The organism is Parageobacillus sp. KH3-4 (assembly GCF_022846435.1).
Taxonomy (GTDB): domain Bacteria; phylum Bacillota; class Bacilli; order Bacillales; family Anoxybacillaceae; genus Parageobacillus; species Parageobacillus thermoglucosidasius_A.
The window spans coordinates 1195593-1212017 of the sequence record NZ_AP025627.1 but is presented as its reverse complement, the minus strand read 5'-3'; the positions used below and the strand labels follow the sequence as shown (position 1 = coordinate 1212017).

The window sequence follows — 16425 nt, the reverse complement described above, 5'->3', positions numbered from 1 at the left end:
TTTCTCCGCTTAAGACATGATGTAATATAAAATGCCCAGCAGATAAGCAGCGACAACGCCATAAACGATCGCCGCACCGCCTGCTTTAAACATTTGGCTGGCGATCCCTGCTGTCCATCCTTCACTTCGATGTTCGAGCGCGGCGCTTGCTAATGCATTTGCAAAGCCAGCCAGCGTCATCGTTGCGCCCGCACCAGCAAATTGGCTAAAATCGTCATACTTTCCTGCCCCAGTGAAGACAATCGCAAAAAACATCATTGTCATCACCGCCAGCTGCTGCGCAGAAAGCAACGGCACAGAAAAGAAATGGCTGTACGAATTGGCGAATAACTCCGCAACCGCGCAAAGCGCGCCGCCGACGACAAACGCTTTCAAGCTGTTAAAAACATATGGAGGCTTAGGCTGGAACGCTTTCACCGCCTGACGATAATTTGCTTTTAAACTCATCTTTTCTTTTCCCCCTTATCGTAAGTAATCGGCAAAATAGATCCAGTGAAACAGCGAGCCGACTATTTTTCCAAATGCGATCGCCATCAATAAAATGACAATTTTGTCGGCAACGCCGATGCGTTTTGCTAAGATCGGCCATACGTTAAGCACTTCCGTCAGCGCGGCGGCAAGCATTCCGATAAATACCCCATGCAGCAAGCCGAGCGGAATCAGCCAATATTTTGATATATATAAAACAGTGTGGCGCAGGCTCATCCATCCCCCCGCCACCGCGCCGGCTACCGCACTCCATTCATATGCATGGATCCGCTTTGTTGTTTTTGTCAATTGCGTTAAGCGGGGAATGACGCCAAGAACGACTAAAAACGCCACAAACCCTGTTCCGACAGCCAGCCCTCCCGCAAAGCCGACGAATATAACGGCCAAAATCTCAATCGTCGTCAATTTTTCTCATACTTTCTTTGTTTTCATATAAAATGACATATTGATCTAGCGATTGCTGATAATTAAACATTTCGACTTCCAAAGGGCTTGGCTCCTCGTTAATGCGCTTGCGGAACACATGGTTAAAAAATAAAATCATGCCGATCCCTAATCCGAGCGAATAAGGAATTTGCAGCAGCAACGGCTTATCGATTTTTTTCCCGGTAATTATCTCATAAAGATGTTGATGCACTTTTTGCATGCTGACATCTTCATGAAAATTCATAATGGCCATTGCCGATCCGACGAAAAGCAACAGCCATATAAGCAAAAAATAAGCAGTGGAAAAACTCCGCTTTTGATCAATGACTTCAACGATCGTTTGCGCTGGCCCAATCACTTGCACATCTAACGCGTCATTCGTTTCCATCATGGCGCGAACAACTTTCATTACATCAATAATGACGATATTTTTATCGCTTGGTTGAATTGCATATAGCGGAATTGTTTTTAATTGTTCGGCTATGTTGCAATCATTTGCGATGATTTGCGCCACATCGCCAATCGCAACAACTGCTTGCGGTTTTACTTGAACGCGATGCCGTAGTTTAACAAAGACGGTTTTTTCCATCTGCCTCACACCTTAGCTTGTAGTTTTTATGTATATTCACTTGATCTTCGTCTTTCTTTATTTAGTATGTTGGAGAAGAAAGGAATCATGCGATCATACGGCATTTACCAGTAGTTTCATAAAAATAAAAAAGAATGGATGCCTACCCATCCATTCTCTCCTTTATTTGCTGTAAAATTTTTTTTTCAAGCCGGGATACTTGGACTTGAGAGATGCCTAATCTAGATGCCACTTCCGATTGGGTTTGGTCTTTGTAATAACGCAAATAGACGATGAGCCGTTCCCGCTCATCCAGTTCCTCAATCGCTTTTTTTAATGCGATTTTATCAAACCATGACGCTTCATCCGCATCGGCGATTTGATCTAAGAGCGTGATCGGGTCGCCGTCATTTTCGTACACCGTCTCGTGAATAGAAGCCGGAGAACGAACGGCTTCCTGAGCAAGCACCACATCTTCCGGAGAAATCTCTAAATAATCAGCGATTTCCGTCACCGTTGGCGCTCGTCCATATTTTTTCGAAAGCTCGTCTCTCGCTTTCCGGATTTTATTGCCCATTTCCTTTAAGGAACGGCTCACTTTCACTGTTCCGTCATCGCGAATAAATCGCTGAATTTCGCCGATGATCATCGGCACCGCATACGTGGAAAATTTCACATCATATGATAAATCAAACTTATCAACAGATTTAAGCAAGCCGATGCAACCAATCTGAAATAAATCGTCCGGCTCGTAGCCGCGGTTTAAAAAGCGCTGGACGACCGACCAAACGAGGCGCATGTTTTTTTTGATAATCTCATCGCGCGCCTGTTGATCCCCTTCTTGGCTGCGGCGAATAAGCTCTTTCATCTCGTGATCTTTTATCAGCGTTTGATCTCGCTTGACATCGACATCCATAGGCATGTCTCCCTTAGTTACATAACGCTTTGCTCTTCGTTATATACTTCTTTAAATAAACGGTTGTCCCTTTGTTCACTTCCGACTGAACGACGACTTCATCCATAAAATTTTCCATGATGGTGAATCCCATTCCAGATCGCTCCAATTCCGGTTTGGTTGTAAACAATGGTTGGCGTGCCTCTTCAATATTAGCAATGCCGACACCTTCGTCTTTAATCGTCAAATGGACGACTCCGTCTTCGATCACAACGGAAATGTATACGATTCCGTTTGGATCGTTATTATAGCCGTGAATAATCGCGTTCGTGACCGCTTCAGAGACAACGGTTTTAATTTCCGTTAATTCATCCATCGTTGGATCAAGCTGTGCCACGAATGCAGCAACCGCTACACGAGCAAACGATTCATTTTGGCTAAGCGCGGAAAATTGGAGGTGCATTTCGTTTCGCATCACGCCACCCCCAATGTCTTCAGCGCGAATTGTTCATCGTTTTCTAAACGAATAATTTTAAACAGCCCCGACATGTCAAACAGCCGTTTCACCGTTGGCGAAATCGAACATACAATCATTTCCCCGCCGAGGTTTTTAATTTGTTTGTAGCGTCCTAAAATGACGCCAAGCCCGGAACTATCCATAAACGTCAAATGTTCTAAATTAAGCACAATGTGGCGAATCGATTCTCTTTCCAGCGCATCCGTCGCCTTTTCCCGAAGCTCTTCGGCCGTATGATGATCAAGTTCGCCGGAAAGCCGGATGATCAATACATCCTGTTTTACTTCAAAGTCCATCATCAGACTCACTGCGTTTTTCCCCCTTGTTCATTTCGGATTAGGGAGAAGTTTCGCTACAATGCGCCGGAAATCCTTCCTGATGACAAAACTAGTGGCGATTCGCTAAAAGTAGAAAGCGGGCTGCAAAAGCTGACATGTTTATGCGGATTTCGTAAAATTTTGCAACGTTCGTTTAAACAAATCCCACCAGCTTGCTTCTGCCACATTTTCTTTCGCGACGATTGGGCTACGAAGCAATTCTTTTCCATCTTGTTTTAAAATCAGGGTGCCAAGCTCATCTCCTTTTTTAATTGGCGCTTTGACGTTTTCTTTCACTTTAATCACTTTTTTCATTTGGTCAATCGATTGCCCTTTTTTCGTCAATATGGAGATTGGCTCAGAGGTAACAAGCGCAATCGCTTTTTTCTTTCCTTTGCTTACATTGACATGGGCAACCACTTCGTTCCGTTTATAGACTGGATGTGTTTTATATTGACTGAACGCATAATCGAGCATCCTTGTAATTTGCGCGTTTCGTTCCTTTGGCGTCGGCGCTCCGAATACGACGGCGATGACGCGCATCCCGTTCTTTTTCGCCGTCGCTGTTAAGCAGTATTTCGCTTCGCTTGTAAATCCGGTTTTTAAACCGTCCACTCCGGGATAAAATTTAACGAGCCGATTCGTATTCACAAGCCAAAATTTTTTATCGGTGTTTTCCCGCAAATAATCCTCGTATTTGCCCGTATACTTCGTAATATCCTCGTATTTTAGCAGTTCGCGCGCCATCATCGCCATATCATGCGCGCTGCTATAATGCCCTTTGGCAGGTAGCCCTGTCGCGTTTTGAAACGAAGTGTTTTTCAGTCCAAGCTCCTTCGCTTTTTTATTCATCATCTCGACAAAAGCTTCTTCCGATCCGGCGATTCGTTCCGCCATGGCAACTGACGCGTCATTGCCCGAACCGATCGCAATGCCGCGCAACAGTTCATCCACTGTCATTTCTTCGCCAGGCTCCAAAAAGATCTGCGATCCGCCCATTGATGCAGCATATTCGCTCGCCCGTACTTTTTCCTTATAAGAAAGCTCTCCTTTATCAATCGCCTCCATAATGAGAAGCATTGTCATGATTTTTGTCATGCTGGCCGGCGGCAGCTTTTCATTGGCGTTTTTTTCATACAAAACAGCCCCGGTATCACGCTCAATTAAAATGGCAGACCTTGCCCCATCGGCAAGTTCAATCCCGCGCGTTTTCGGCTTTTTTTCTTCCGCATGAACGTTGGCGGAGATTGTCAACAGGAAAACAGATGCAAAAAGGAGTAAACGAATCGATAACTTCTTCATCACCCAAACCTCCATTCTTTATACATGCCATTTTTTCCAAATGAGATATTTTTATACAATAGAAACAATGAATTTCCACAGATTTTGCCTATAAAAAAGAGGGTGTCCCAAAATGATGGGACACCCTCCTGTGCTGCTGTATATCTATGGCACTCCGCTTATGGTCAAACAGCCTGTGCGTCAATCTCTTTTATGAAATTGTTTCGTATATAAGCGGTGGTTTAGCAACAGGAATTGGGGAGATGCGGATGCTTTTGGCGAGCTTTTGTTTGACTCCTTCAATATTTTCCGTATTGCTGTAAATCGTAACAAGCGATTCGCCTTTTCTCACCGCATCGCCGACTTTTTTGTGCAAAACGAGGCCGACAGAAAGATCGATCTTCGCTTCTTTTGTCGCCCGTCCCGCTCCAAGCAGCATCGCAGCCGTTCCGACTTCGTCAGCGACAATTTCCGCGACATACCCATCTTCCGGAGCATTGAGCTCCCATTGGTACTTCGCTTGCGGCAGTTTCGCTGGGTCATCGACAACCGATGCGTCGCCGCCTTGCGCGCCGAGAAACACTTTGAACGTTTCTAGCGCTTTTCCTTCTTGAATCGACGTTTCTAATAACGCGCGCGCTTCCTCTAATGAAGACGCTTTTTCCGCCAAATATACCATGTAGCTTCCAAGCGTCAAACATAGTTCTTGTAAATCTTCTGGTCCTTTTCCCTTGAGCGTATCGATCGCTTCTTTCACTTCGAGCGCGTTTCCGACCGCGTATCCGAGCGGCTGGCTCATGTCGGAAATGACCGCCATCGTTTTCCGGCCGACGCGCTTACCGATTTCGACCATTGCTGTTGCGAGTCGTTTCGCTCCTTCGAAATCTTTCATAAACGCGCCGGCTCCCGTTTTGACATCCAAGACAATCGCGTCGGCGCCAGCGGCAATTTTTTTGCTCATAATCGACGAAGCGATGAGCGGAATGCTATCTACCGTCGCCGTGACGTCACGGAGCGCGTATAGCTTTTTATCAGCCGGCGTTAAATTGCCGGTCTGTCCGATAATCGCGATTTTGTTTTTATTGACAAGCTCAATGAATTGATCGTTATCGATTTCCACATGAAATCCTGGGACCGATTCTAGTTTATCGATCGTCCCGCCGGTATGGCCGAGCCCCCGCCCCGACATTTTCGCGACAGGCACGCCGACGGAAGCAACGAGCGGACCTAACACAAGCGTCGTCGTATCGCCGACGCCGCCCGTTGAATGCTTGTCCACTTTAATTCCTTCGATTTTCGATAAATCGATGACATCTCCTGAGCGGGCCATCGCCATCGTCAACGCCGCCGTTTCTTCTTCCGTCATGCCGCGGAAAAACACCGCCATCGCGAACGCGCTCATTTGATAATCTGGAATTTCCCCATTCGTGTAGCCGCGAACGATAAATTCAATTTCCTCATTCGTAAGAGCGCAGCCATCCCGCTTTTTTGCAATTAAATCGACCATTCTCATGCGCATCACCTTTTTTTAGTTTTTCACCATTTCGGCGACAATCGCTTTGACTAGCCGCAAAAAGTTTGCTTTTGCTTTTTCTGTCGTCTCGATCACTTCATCATGCGTAAGCGGCTGATCGGAAATCCCCGCCGCCATATTGGAAATGCAGGAAATACCTAATACTTCCATTTGGGCATGGCGCGCGACAATTACTTCAGGCACGGTCGACATGCCGACCGCGTCGCCGCCAATCGCGCGAATCATGCGGATTTCCGCCGGTGTTTCGTAAGAAGGCCCGCTGTTGGCCACATAAACTCCTTCTTGAACCGGAATATCAAGCTGTTTCGCCACATGTTTCGCTAACTCGCGCAAACGTCTGCTATAGGCTTCCGTCATATCCGGGAAGCGGACGCCAAGTTCAGGATCATTCGGACCGATTAACGGGTTGCCTCCCATATTATTGATGTGGTCCGCAATAATCATTAAATCTCCCGGCTGAAAACGTTCATTCACACCTCCCGCCGCGTTTGTTACGATCAGCTCTTTGACGCCAATCGCTTTCATGACGCGGACTGGGAATGTCACCTGATCCAAGCGGTACCCTTCATAATAATGAAAACGGCCTTGCATGGCGACAACCGTCGCACCTTCAAGCTGGCCGTAAACAAGCCGACCTGCATGTCCTTCGACCGTGGACACAGGAAACCCTGGAATCTGCTCGTACGGAATTTTCACCGCCTGTTCAATTTCATCGGCGAGAACGCCAAGGCCCGATCCAAGAATTAGACCAATGCGTGGAGGTGTCGGAAATTTTTCTTGCAAATAACGAGCTGCTTTTTCTATCGCCTGTTTATTCATGATTAGATCCCCCTATTTCAAATCAGCTAAAAAGCTTGTTCCGTGCGGCGGCATCTTCACGTGGAAATTATCAGCGATCGTCGCGCCGACATCGGCAAATGTTTCGCGAAGCGGCAGCGCTTTTCCGCCGCTCATGCTTGGACTATAGACAATCAGCGGCACATATTCGCGCGTATGGTCCGTACCGTGATGAACCGGGTCGTTTCCATGGTCAGCCGTGATGATAAGCAGATCATCATTTTTCAAAAGCGGAAGCACATCAGAAAGTCGGGCGTCAAACTCCTCAAGCGCATCCCCGTATCCTTTCGGGTCACGGCGATGCCCATACATCGCATCAAAGTCAACAAGATTGACAAAGCTTAGCCCTGTAAAGTCCATTTTCAATGTGTCTTCCAATTTGTCCATTCCGTCCATGTTGGATTTTGTCCGCAACGATTTTGTAACTCCTTCATTATCGTAAATATCGGAAATTTTTCCGATCGCGATCACTTCATAGCCGGCGTCTTTCAATTCGTTCATTACCGTGCGGCCGAACGGCTTCAGCGCATAGTCATGCCGGTTCGCCGTACGTTGGAAATTGCCCGGCGTGCCGATGAACGGGCGCGCAATGACGCGGCCGACCATATATTTTTCATCGAGCGTCAATTCGCGGGCGATTTTGCAAATATGGTACAGTTCCTCAAGCGGCACAATTTCTTCATGAGCGGCGATTTGCAACACGGAGTCAGCCGAAGTGTAAACAATGATTGCCCCTGTTTCCATATGTTCTTTGCCAAGCTCCTCAATAATCGCCGTACCGCTTGCTGGTTTGTTGCCGATGACTTTTCGGCCCGTTCGTTTTTCCAATTCGCCAATCAGTTCTTTTGGAAATCCGTTTGGAAATACTCGAAACGGTTTGTCAATACGAAGCCCCATAATTTCCCAGTGGCCTGTCATCGTATCTTTTCCGGCGGACGCTTCTTGCATTTTCGTATAATAGGCAAGCGGTTTTTCCGCTTTTGGAATGCCTTTGATTTCGCGAATGTTGCTTAAGCCGAGCTTTGCCATATTCGGCATGTGCAGCCCGCCGCGATGCTCGGCGATATGGCCAAGCGTATCCGCGCCTTGATCATTATATTTTTCGGCATCTGGCGCCGCGCCAATGCCGACGGAGTCCATGACAATCAAAAAAACCCGTTTGTATGTATGGCTCATTATCATAATGCCTCCTGTCTTCATAACGTGATCTTTCTTTTTATCATTCCCGAAACACCCGAACATTGCACTCGTCAGAAGTCTGACAACTATATTATAAAACGTTTTCATTCCAAGAATCAATAAAAAACCCGCTTATCAACAAGCGGGAAGTTTTGCAATCAAAGCTACGCGCGAGGATGAAATTGCTTATATACATCTTTCAAGCGCGTTTTCGTAACATGAGTATAAATTTGCGTCGTTGAAATATCGGCATGGCCTAACAGTTCTTGTACGGCGCGCAAATCGGCACCGTTTTCAAGCAGATGCGTGGCAAACGAATGCCGCAGCGTATGCGGCGTCAGTTCTTTTTCGATGTTTGCTTCTTTTGCGAGTTTTTTTAAAATCTTCCAAAACCCTTGCCTCGTTAAGCGATTCCCATAATGGTTTAAAAACAACGCATCAGTTGCCCGCTTTTTCGGATTTATTAATTTTGGCCGCGCTGTTTCAAGATATGCTTTTAACGCGTTCAGCGCCATGCTGCCGACCGGAACGATCCGCTCCTTATTTCCCTTTCCGTAGCAGCGGACAAAGCCCATCGTCAAATGCACGTCGGAAAGATTTAAATTCACGAGTTCACTGACGCGCATTCCCGTCGCATACAACAATTCTATCATCGCTTTGTCGCGAATGCCGATCGGCGTATTCGTTTTCGGCGCTTCTAAAAGCGCCTCCACTTCTTCCAGAGACAGCACTTTCGGCAACGTTCGCTCCATTTGCGGCGATTCGATATGCACCGACGGATCTTGTTCCGCTACTTTTTCGCGAAGAAGAAATTGATGAAACGAGCGAATCGACGCAATATGGCGCGCAATCGTCTTCGGAGAGTTTCCTTTTTCTTTCAAAAACTTTAAAAATTGCATAATATGAAGGCGCGACACGTCGTTCCATGACTGAATTTGCTCGACATGGCGCAAATAGTGCGCGTATTTCTTTAAATCTCTTTCATAAGAAACAATCGTATTTTTCGCCAAATTTCGTTCTACCGTCAAATAATGAAGAAAATCTTTCAATTCATGTTCCAACATCCCACTACTCCCCATTGCGATAAAAAAATAGTAACCGATCTATCCATTTGAATGACGGGTTTTCCGTTGTCGACACTTCCACCGCTGATCCATGCGGCTCATCATAGCGGTGGTAATTCTCGTATTCTCGATTGAACCATACAAGACTATAATAAAATAAAAGCGTGCACCCCGTAAATAAAAGAAACACTTTTATGATCTGCCATACTGCTTTCATGGCTATTCCTCCTCATTTCATCGTTACTATGAGGATATGCCATGTTTTTCTTCTTTTATACCATAAAAAAACCTTTCCCATTGGAAAAGGTTTTTTCGCCTTTTTATTCTTTTTGATTTTGTTCTTCCTCGTGTTTTTGCTGGCAACGATAACAAATTCCATGAAACGTTAGACGGTGGTCTTTAATTTTAAACTTCCAGTCCCGTTCGACAATTTCTTCTACTTCCTCCAATAAATCTTCTTGAATTTCCGCTACTGACCCACATTCAATACAAACTAAATGGTGGTGAAAGTGAGCCGCCCCTTCCTTGCGCAGATCGTAGCGAGACACACCATCCCCAAAGTTGATTTTATCGACAATTTTTAGTTCTGTTAACAGTTCGAGCGTCCGGTATACAGTAGCTAATCCAATTTCTGGAGATTTTTCTTTAACGAGGAGGTAGACGTCTTCTGCGCTTAAATGATCTTCCTCATGTTCTAACAAGACACGTACTGTCGCTTCCCGCTGCGGTGTCAATTTATAACCGGCAGTATGCAATTGCTTCTTGATTCGGTCGATTCGATCTTCCATCTTTCATTCCCTCCCACGTCATTCAACTACCATTATAACAAAAGAAAGAGGGAAGTATCAAAATAAAATCATTATTATAAAAGAACGAAAATGATTATTATATAATAAATTATTTACTCCCGACCATTTCAATGACCTGTTTCATCAATAACGGGGATACGTACGCCTCAAGAGACGAGGAAACGAGTAAGCTTATGCTAATCAATATCATCACCATCGTATAGCGCATAATCATCGGAAAAATTGGCTCATGTCCCCGCTTCATAAATTGATTGCGCACCATTTGCAGGGAAAATGAAATCGAAACCACTCCCATCACCAGAAACGCTGGAATAATAATTAAATTTTGCGGCATCACGGACACAAAAGATAACAAAAACCCTTGCCATCCCATTTGGTTCACTAAAAATCCGACAGTAAACCCGACAACGATTCCTTTTAAAAATAATAAAATGAAAATAATCGGCAGCCCTATCACCGAAATGCCCAGCACCCACATGAAAGCGATATATTTCAAATTATGGAAGTAACTTTGCTGGAACATATCGTGGACCCCGGCAATATTTCCTTTCGATACTTGTCCAAAAAATTGCGTTAAATAATAGTACAAATCTTGCTTTTGGCCGAAGTTCAAGCTGTTGACAACAATCGCGCCAAAAATCACTCCCATTAAAAATAGCACAATCACAAATAAATATACAGACGCATGCTCGCGCATATGTACGGCAATCACTGATTTTACTGGATGTCTTCTCATCATCTTCTTCCCCCTATCACCCTCTTAGTAGATTGTATGAGACATTTTTCGATGTATGACTTTATTTGCAAGGAAAGAAAGAATAACAAAAAAATCGCTTCTATTCCGAAGCGATTTTTCCGTATTTTCCGCCGCCCCCTGCCTGAATGGAAAGCTCTCCTTTGCGCGCGAGCACGATGAATTTGGCAAGTTTTTCGCCTACGCTCTCTTGTAATTCTTCTTCCGTCGCCTGATGAAGCACGTGCATCTCCGTACCGAAGCGGGCGAGTAATTTTTCATATGTTTTTGCGCCAAGCCCTGGAATAAACTCAAGTGGCACTTGGTAAATATACGGAGGTCGTTCTGGCGGGGTTCCCCCTGTTTTTAGCTCTTGAAGGCGGTCAAACACACCTTTAATTTGCCGGTGGTGGCCGCATGATGGGCATCGTTTTTCCTGGGGATCCATCGGTTTGAAACACCGTTCGCACGTCGTTTGATGGTACTTCCCTAGTTTCGGATTTAAGCCGTAGTTGGCAACAATCATTCTCCCCTCTTGCTTTCGCAACGCTTTTTTCAATTCGGTAAACGTCGGGGCGTTCATGCGGATGACTTGGTATTCGCGCGCCAGTTTTCGTAGTGAATGAGCGTCCGAATTGGAAAGGTACGGATAGCGATGCAGCTCGGCAATCTGGTCAGCCATTTTTGTATCCGCGCTTAATCCTAGTTCTATCGCGTCTATGAAATCGGGATTAAACACTTCCGTTAAGCTTTTTTTCACTCCTTTGCCATACAAACTCTTAAAAGGAGTGAATGCATGTGCTGGAACAAATAAACCGCCTAATTGTTTTACAACCACCTGTAATTCACGTCCGGTTCCGTACATGCGCTGCGAACTAAGGGAAATATTTTTCACACGCTCTTTTAACCATTCCGAAAACGCGCGCATCGCCTCGATCGTCGGCAAAAACGCCAGCACGTGGATAGGTCCTTGGCAATGTTCATCATATACTTCGATTTCGCTTCCTAACAATAATGTCACAGAACCGATCGCGACGCCACCGCCATCGTGCTCTTTCCATCCTTTTTCTTCCACTCCCCGTTCCAATTCATCAAGCACTTCCGGAACATGGCAGTCGATGATACCGACCATATGTAATCCTTTGACATGCGCTGCCTCGTGTAAAATGTTAGCGAGCGTTAATGTTTTTGCGCCTGTGATTTTTACTGGCCGAAAAGAAGCAGTTCGGCCGAGATGAATATGCAAATCGACATAATAGTTACGCATTTTCTTCTCCCATGGCGCGGCGCCATTGCAAATATTGCAGCGCATATGCTGTTTTGGCGTCATAAATCTCACGTTTTTCCAACATTTCGAGCGCCTCCTCCAATGTCACTTCCAATATGTCGACAAATTCGTCTTCATCGAGCGATGCAGCGTTTTCGACTTTCATTAACCCTTCCGCTACGTATAAATGAATTAATTCGTCAGCAAATCCTGGGGATGTGTAAAATGACGCGATGTGGTATAGCGAACGAGCACGGTAGCCTGTTTCTTCCTCCAATTCGCGGTGTGCAGTCGCGAGCGGCTCCTCCCCTTTTTCTAACTTACCTGCCGGAATTTCTACTAATACGCGCTCCAGCGCTTTTCGATATTGCCGTACGAGCACTAGTTTTCCTTCATTTGTAACCGGAATAATCGCCACTGCGCCTGGATGCTTGATGACTTCCCGCTTGCTCGTCTTTCCGTTTGGCAGCTGCACATCTTCTACGTATAATTGAACGACTTTGCCGCTGAATATTTTTTCTTTGCGAATCGTTTTTTCGATCAAATGTTCCATTTTCTTCTCTCCCATCTAATGTTATCGTTCTTCTTTATTGTACTATATCATTTGAGTAAGTTTCACTTTCCGTTGTACAATGTAAAAAACGATTCTCATTAAGGAGGAAAAAACACATGCAAAAACGGCGCATCGGTTTGTCAGATTTATATGTCAGCGAAATCGGGCTCGGCTGCATGTCGCTTGGCACGGACGAACAAAAAGCAATCCGTATTATTCATGAAGCGCTGGAGCGCGGCATTAACTATTTAGACACGGCCGATCTTTACGACCGCGGATTAAATGAAGAGTTTGTCGGAAAGGCGATCAAAGGAAAGCGCGATCAAGTCATACTTGCGACAAAAGTCGGCAACCGCTGGGAAGATGGAAAAGACGGGTGGTTTTGGGATCCGTCCAAAAAATATATTAAATCGGAAGTAAAAGAAAGTTTGCGCCGTCTGCAAACGGATTACATCGACTTATATCAGCTCCACGGCGGCACGATTGATGATCCGATCGACGAAACGATTGAAGCGTTCGAAGAGTTAAAACAAGAAGGGTTGATCCGCTATTACGGCATTTCTTCGATTCGTCCGAACGTCATCCGTGAATATGTAAAACGGTCGAATATTGTCAGCGTCATGATGCAATACAGCTTGCTCGACCGCCGTCCGGAAGAATTGTTTCCGCTGCTAAGCGAACATAACATCAGCGTCATCGCCCGCGGACCTGTTGCGAAAGGATTGCTTACAGAGCGGCCGTTAGAGGCGGCAAGCGCTTCTGTGAAAGAAAACGGTTATCTTGATTATACATACGAAGAATTGAAAACATTGATTCCAAAGTTAAAAGCGAAAACAGCCGAACACCGTTCGTTTACGGCAACGGCGCTGCAGTTTTGCTTATATGATCCGGTCGTCGCCGCTGCCATTCCAGGGGCAAGCAGCATCGAACAGCTCATTGAGAACATAAACGCCGCTTCCGCCCCACGCTTAACCAAGGAAGAATATGAATGGCTCCGTCAGCATACGAAAGCTTCGATGTACAACATGCATCGGTGACGGCCTTTCTTCGCCTCCATTACGATTCCGTCACATAACGGTCTTTCGCCGCACCAATGCCAGCCAATAATAGGAAAGCGGAAACGAGCAACACTAAAAAGAGCGGCAACGTCCATCCCTTTGTTATATCGTAAAGCGATCCAAACAGCGGCGGTCCGAAAGCGGCAAGCAAATATCCGAATGATTGCGCCATCGCCGACAAATCCGCCGCTTGCATGGCGCTTCGCGAACGAAGCGCAAACAGCATCATCGCCAAAGAAAAAGCAAAACCGGCTCCGATTCCTAACATCACCGCCCACAACCAAACGAGCGCTGGACTTCCGAACAAAAAGCCGCCAATTCCCGCCGCTTTTAACACAAACGTCACCCATACAAGCAGCGTTTGCGTTTTCATTTTTTCGGCAATGACCGGAACGATAAACATAAACGGCAGTTGCGCGAATTGGAATAAAAACAACGCCCATCCCGACGTTTCCGGATTCATGCCTTTATTTTGCAACATCGTTGGAAGCCATGTAATAAGCGTGTAAAACAATAAAGACTGCAATCCCATAAACAACGTCACTTGCCAAGCAAGGCGCGATTTCCATAGCGATCTTCGCTCGCTGCCGGTTGGCTGCGACAAATCTTTTTTCCGGCTGCGGAGTTGCAGCGCCCATAACGCCAATGCGACCACCGTTAGCACCGCCCAACAACCAAGCGATCCTCTCCAGCCAAAGCCAGTCGCCGACGCCAGCGGAACGCTTAACCCTGACGCGAGCGCTCCCGTCAAGTTCATAGCGACCGTATACACCCCGGTCATCCAGCCAACGTAATTAGAAAATTTTTCTTTAACGAGCGCTGGCATTAATACATTATCGACCGCAATCGCGGCGCCGATCAATATCGTACCGATAAAAACAAGCGAAACGCCGCCGAGAGGGCGAAAAATATGCCCCGCCAGCAAAAAAAGAAGCGAAACGAATAAAACGATTTCCATTCCAAACGCTCTAGCGAGGCGTGACGCAAACGGCGACAAGACGGCAAACGCAAGCAACGGAACCGTCGTCAATATGCCAGCGGCCGTGTTGGAAAGTCCGAGATCTTCGCAGATGAATGGCACAAGCGGTCCCACCGACGTAATCGGCGCGCGAAGGTTCGCGGCAAGAAAAATAACGCTGATGATTGACATTATCAACGCCGTTTTGCTAGCAGAATGTGCTTCCATGACAATCCCCTTTCTTTCCAATTCACCACTAGTCTTATAGACACCCGCACCATCTAAAGCAATGGAATGAATAGAACGCATTCTTTTGTTCCTCTCCGCTTTAATAGCGCCTGCCTAAAGAACAGAGATGAAGCCCAAGAACTTGTGCAAAACGAAGCGGGCACAAAGCGGTTCTATTTGCGGAGACATATGTTCGCTGGACTGGGAGTCGGATTTTACACAAACATTAGGACTTGGCCTAAAGACATAATTAGAACGCTTAAAAACTTCGCACACAGCTTTACGATCCAAAACATAAGGGAGAGAATTACTTAAAATTCCGCCAATCCAAATCGCTTTCATTCAACAGCTCTGCAAATGTTTTTTGTTCTTCGCGTTTGCGCCGCTCTTCGCGCTTCCGTGCTTCTTCTTCCTCTTTTCGACGCTGTTCTTGCCGCTCCCATTCCCGTTTCTTCTCCTTCAGCTTAGCGAACAACTCCTCATTTAAGCGGTCCTTCAACGTAAACGATTCGTCCGTTCGTTTTGCTTGATTTTTTTGCCGCAGATCCACACAAATCCCCTCCATGCATAAAATATTGTCATTCTGGCATGATAAAAACAAACCGTTCAAATAAAAGGGGGCAAACGCAACAATGGCCAAAAGCAACGCGCAAAAAGGAAAGCAAAGCGCCGATACAGTAAAACAAACAATTGCAAAAGAAGAATTAGAAAAAGCGATTCATCCGACAAAACGGCAAAACTCCCCGCAATAACGAAAAGCGGAAGGAGCTTCCATTTTGTCCAAAGGCCGCCCGCGTTCTGCAGAAAGCGATAATGATAAAACCGTAACCCGAGCGGTTACGGTTTTATAACACTTCTGTAATATTTGGCATGTGCTTACCCATCCACGCTACCGCTTCATCGAGTGTGGCAAATTCTTTTGTTTCAAACGTCATTTCATTCTGCAAAAGCCAGACGTCCTTTGGCTCTTGATAGACGCCGGCAATCGACCAATGCAGCAAACTGTACGGATCGTTTTCATGCAAAAACGACACCCATGTTTTTTGCTTCGCTACGTTCGTGATTTGTTTGAGTTTATCGTTCACATTGCTCACTCACTTTTACAAGCGGCATGCGAGGACTTAAAATTTGCCCGGGGCTTTTCAATTGAAAACAGCCGATCCCTTCCACAACGTCAATCGTCATCGTGTCGTCATAAAAAACAAGGCGAGACTTTTCAACAAAAACAGGAACAAAATTCGTTTCAACCGCAATATCGTCATCATCCGCCTCGTCGACTAACGATAATGCAATGACACCGTTGACAAGGCATCCACACCCATCTGTATCATATTTGAGCTTTAACATTCTCCCCGTTTGCGTTAAAATAGGGGTAAGCTGTTCGATCGCTTTATCCGTAAATGTAATATTCACGCTACATGATGCTCCTTTTCTTCATGTTTCCGCTCTTATTGTACCTACATATGCAAGTTGCTGTCAAAAATAAAAAGGAGGAATGAATGATGGCAAAAGTGCAAATCAAAGTGAACGACAACGGCTCCTATCGCGTCATTGGCGACGTGGAGCTTATTGATGCGGAAGGAAATAAATTTGTGACAAAACAAACGTTTTCGCTTTGCCGATGCGGCCTGTCCAACAATAAGCCATTTTGCGACGGCGCCCATAAAGGAAAATTCCATTCTGTTGTCCGCGCCACTCCATCCCAATCGTAA

General features: G+C 45.8%; 22 protein-coding genes. 2 read left to right on the top strand and 20 right to left on the bottom strand.

Translation table 11 applies throughout. The features are described 5' to 3' along the window. Nucleotides 1-9 precede the first annotated feature (9 nt). From MWM02_RS06275 to MWM02_RS06200, 16 genes are all read right to left on the bottom strand, one after another. Entirely contained in the window at nucleotides 10-447 is a 438-nt protein-coding gene (locus tag MWM02_RS06275; protein ID WP_064550029.1) for a SpoVA/SpoVAEb family sporulation membrane protein, read from the bottom strand. 15 nt (nucleotides 448-462) lie between these two features. After that, on the bottom strand, nucleotides 463-894 hold the full coding sequence (locus tag MWM02_RS06270; RefSeq protein ID WP_064550027.1) for a stage V sporulation protein AB: 432 nt from the start codon (nucleotides 892-894) through the stop codon (nucleotides 463-465). Continuing rightward, on the bottom strand, nucleotides 881-1504 hold the full coding sequence (locus MWM02_RS06265) for a stage V sporulation protein AA (RefSeq protein WP_244403193.1): 624 nt from the start codon (nucleotides 1502-1504) through the stop codon (nucleotides 881-883). Before MWM02_RS06265 ends, MWM02_RS06270 begins: the two co-directional genes overlap by 14 nt. Nucleotides 1505-1646: 142 nt before the next feature. Further along, complete coding sequence (gene sigF / locus MWM02_RS06260) at nucleotides 1647-2399, bottom strand: RNA polymerase sporulation sigma factor SigF (protein WP_064550023.1); 753 nt, start codon at nucleotides 2397-2399, stop codon at nucleotides 1647-1649. A 13-nt stretch (nucleotides 2400-2412) separates the two neighbouring features. Further along, nucleotides 2413-2853, bottom strand: coding sequence for an anti-sigma F factor (gene spoIIAB, locus MWM02_RS06255; RefSeq protein WP_064550017.1), 441 nt, complete (start codon nucleotides 2851-2853; stop codon nucleotides 2413-2415). Continuing rightward, nucleotides 2853-3194 (bottom strand): anti-sigma F factor antagonist, encoded by a 342-nt coding sequence (gene spoIIAA / locus MWM02_RS06250; RefSeq protein WP_420038586.1) that lies wholly within the window; start codon nucleotides 3192-3194, stop codon nucleotides 2853-2855. The genes spoIIAB and spoIIAA overlap by 1 nt, the downstream gene beginning before the upstream one ends. 138 nt (nucleotides 3195-3332) lie before the next feature. Further along, complete coding sequence (locus tag MWM02_RS06245) at nucleotides 3333-4514, bottom strand: D-alanyl-D-alanine carboxypeptidase family protein (protein WP_064550013.1); 1182 nt, start codon at nucleotides 4512-4514, stop codon at nucleotides 3333-3335. Between the two features lie 190 nt (nucleotides 4515-4704). Next, entirely contained in the window at nucleotides 4705-6006 is a 1302-nt protein-coding gene (locus MWM02_RS06240; protein WP_064550011.1) for a pyrimidine-nucleoside phosphorylase, read from the bottom strand. 15 nt (nucleotides 6007-6021) lie between these two features. Beyond that, a complete protein-coding gene (locus tag MWM02_RS06235) occupies nucleotides 6022-6846 on the bottom strand; it encodes a purine-nucleoside phosphorylase (RefSeq protein WP_244403191.1) in 825 nt (274 codons plus the stop codon). A gap of 12 nt (nucleotides 6847-6858) precedes the next feature. Continuing rightward, nucleotides 6859-8040, bottom strand: a complete 1182-nt coding sequence (gene deoB / locus MWM02_RS06230) for a phosphopentomutase (protein ID WP_481861749.1) — start codon at nucleotides 8038-8040, stop codon at nucleotides 6859-6861. 167 nt (nucleotides 8041-8207) lie between these two features. Continuing rightward, nucleotides 8208-9104 carry a site-specific tyrosine recombinase XerD gene (xerD, locus tag MWM02_RS06225; RefSeq protein WP_064550328.1) on the bottom strand — a complete coding sequence of 299 codons (897 nt, stop codon included), beginning with the start codon at nucleotides 9102-9104 and terminating at the stop codon, nucleotides 8208-8210. Nucleotides 9105-9111: 7 nt separating this feature from the next. Continuing rightward, on the bottom strand, nucleotides 9112-9324 hold the full coding sequence (locus tag MWM02_RS06220) for a YqzK family protein (RefSeq protein WP_064550005.1): 213 nt from the start codon (nucleotides 9322-9324) through the stop codon (nucleotides 9112-9114). Between the two features lie 103 nt (nucleotides 9325-9427). Next, complete coding sequence (gene fur / locus MWM02_RS06215; RefSeq protein WP_064550003.1) at nucleotides 9428-9895, bottom strand: ferric iron uptake transcriptional regulator; 468 nt, start codon at nucleotides 9893-9895, stop codon at nucleotides 9428-9430. A 109-nt stretch (nucleotides 9896-10004) separates the two neighbouring features. Beyond that, nucleotides 10005-10652, bottom strand: a complete 648-nt coding sequence (gene spoIIM, locus MWM02_RS06210) for a stage II sporulation protein M (RefSeq protein WP_064550327.1) — start codon at nucleotides 10650-10652, stop codon at nucleotides 10005-10007. Between the two features lie 100 nt (nucleotides 10653-10752). Beyond that, nucleotides 10753-11916: an endonuclease Q family protein gene (locus MWM02_RS06205; RefSeq protein WP_244403187.1), complete on the bottom strand. Its 1164-nt coding sequence runs from the start codon at nucleotides 11914-11916 to the stop codon at nucleotides 10753-10755. Further along, nucleotides 11909-12469 carry an NUDIX domain-containing protein gene (locus MWM02_RS06200; RefSeq protein ID WP_244403186.1) on the bottom strand — a complete coding sequence of 187 codons (561 nt, stop codon included), beginning with the start codon at nucleotides 12467-12469 and terminating at the stop codon, nucleotides 11909-11911. Before MWM02_RS06200 ends, MWM02_RS06205 begins: the two co-directional genes overlap by 8 nt. A gap of 116 nt (nucleotides 12470-12585) precedes the next feature. On the opposite strand from MWM02_RS06200, the gene MWM02_RS06195 reads away from it, so the two are divergent. Continuing rightward, nucleotides 12586-13506: an aldo/keto reductase gene (locus MWM02_RS06195; RefSeq protein ID WP_244403185.1), complete on the top strand. Its 921-nt coding sequence runs from the start codon at nucleotides 12586-12588 to the stop codon at nucleotides 13504-13506. A gap of 19 nt (nucleotides 13507-13525) precedes the next feature. Here MWM02_RS06195 and MWM02_RS06190 read toward each other — a convergent pair whose 3' ends face one another. The 4 genes from MWM02_RS06190 to MWM02_RS06175 all read right to left on the bottom strand — a co-directional run bounded on the left by MWM02_RS06190 (nucleotide 13526) and on the right by MWM02_RS06175 (nucleotide 16126). After that, nucleotides 13526-14713 carry a CynX/NimT family MFS transporter gene (locus tag MWM02_RS06190; RefSeq protein WP_244403599.1) on the bottom strand — a complete coding sequence of 396 codons (1188 nt, stop codon included), beginning with the start codon at nucleotides 14711-14713 and terminating at the stop codon, nucleotides 13526-13528. A 307-nt stretch (nucleotides 14714-15020) separates the two neighbouring features. Then, entirely contained in the window at nucleotides 15021-15263 is a 243-nt protein-coding gene (locus MWM02_RS06185) for a YqkE family protein (RefSeq protein WP_064549993.1), read from the bottom strand. A 295-nt stretch (nucleotides 15264-15558) separates the two neighbouring features. Continuing rightward, nucleotides 15559-15798, bottom strand: a complete 240-nt coding sequence (locus tag MWM02_RS06180) for a YqkC family protein (protein ID WP_064549991.1) — start codon at nucleotides 15796-15798, stop codon at nucleotides 15559-15561. After that, nucleotides 15788-16126, bottom strand: coding sequence for an iron-sulfur cluster biosynthesis family protein (locus MWM02_RS06175; RefSeq protein WP_064549989.1), 339 nt, complete (start codon nucleotides 16124-16126; stop codon nucleotides 15788-15790). Before MWM02_RS06175 ends, MWM02_RS06180 begins: the two co-directional genes overlap by 11 nt. An 89-nt stretch (nucleotides 16127-16215) precedes the next feature. On the opposite strand from MWM02_RS06175, the gene MWM02_RS06170 reads away from it, so the two are divergent. After that, nucleotides 16216-16425 (top strand): CDGSH iron-sulfur domain-containing protein, encoded by a 210-nt coding sequence (locus tag MWM02_RS06170; protein ID WP_064549988.1) that lies wholly within the window; start codon nucleotides 16216-16218, stop codon nucleotides 16423-16425.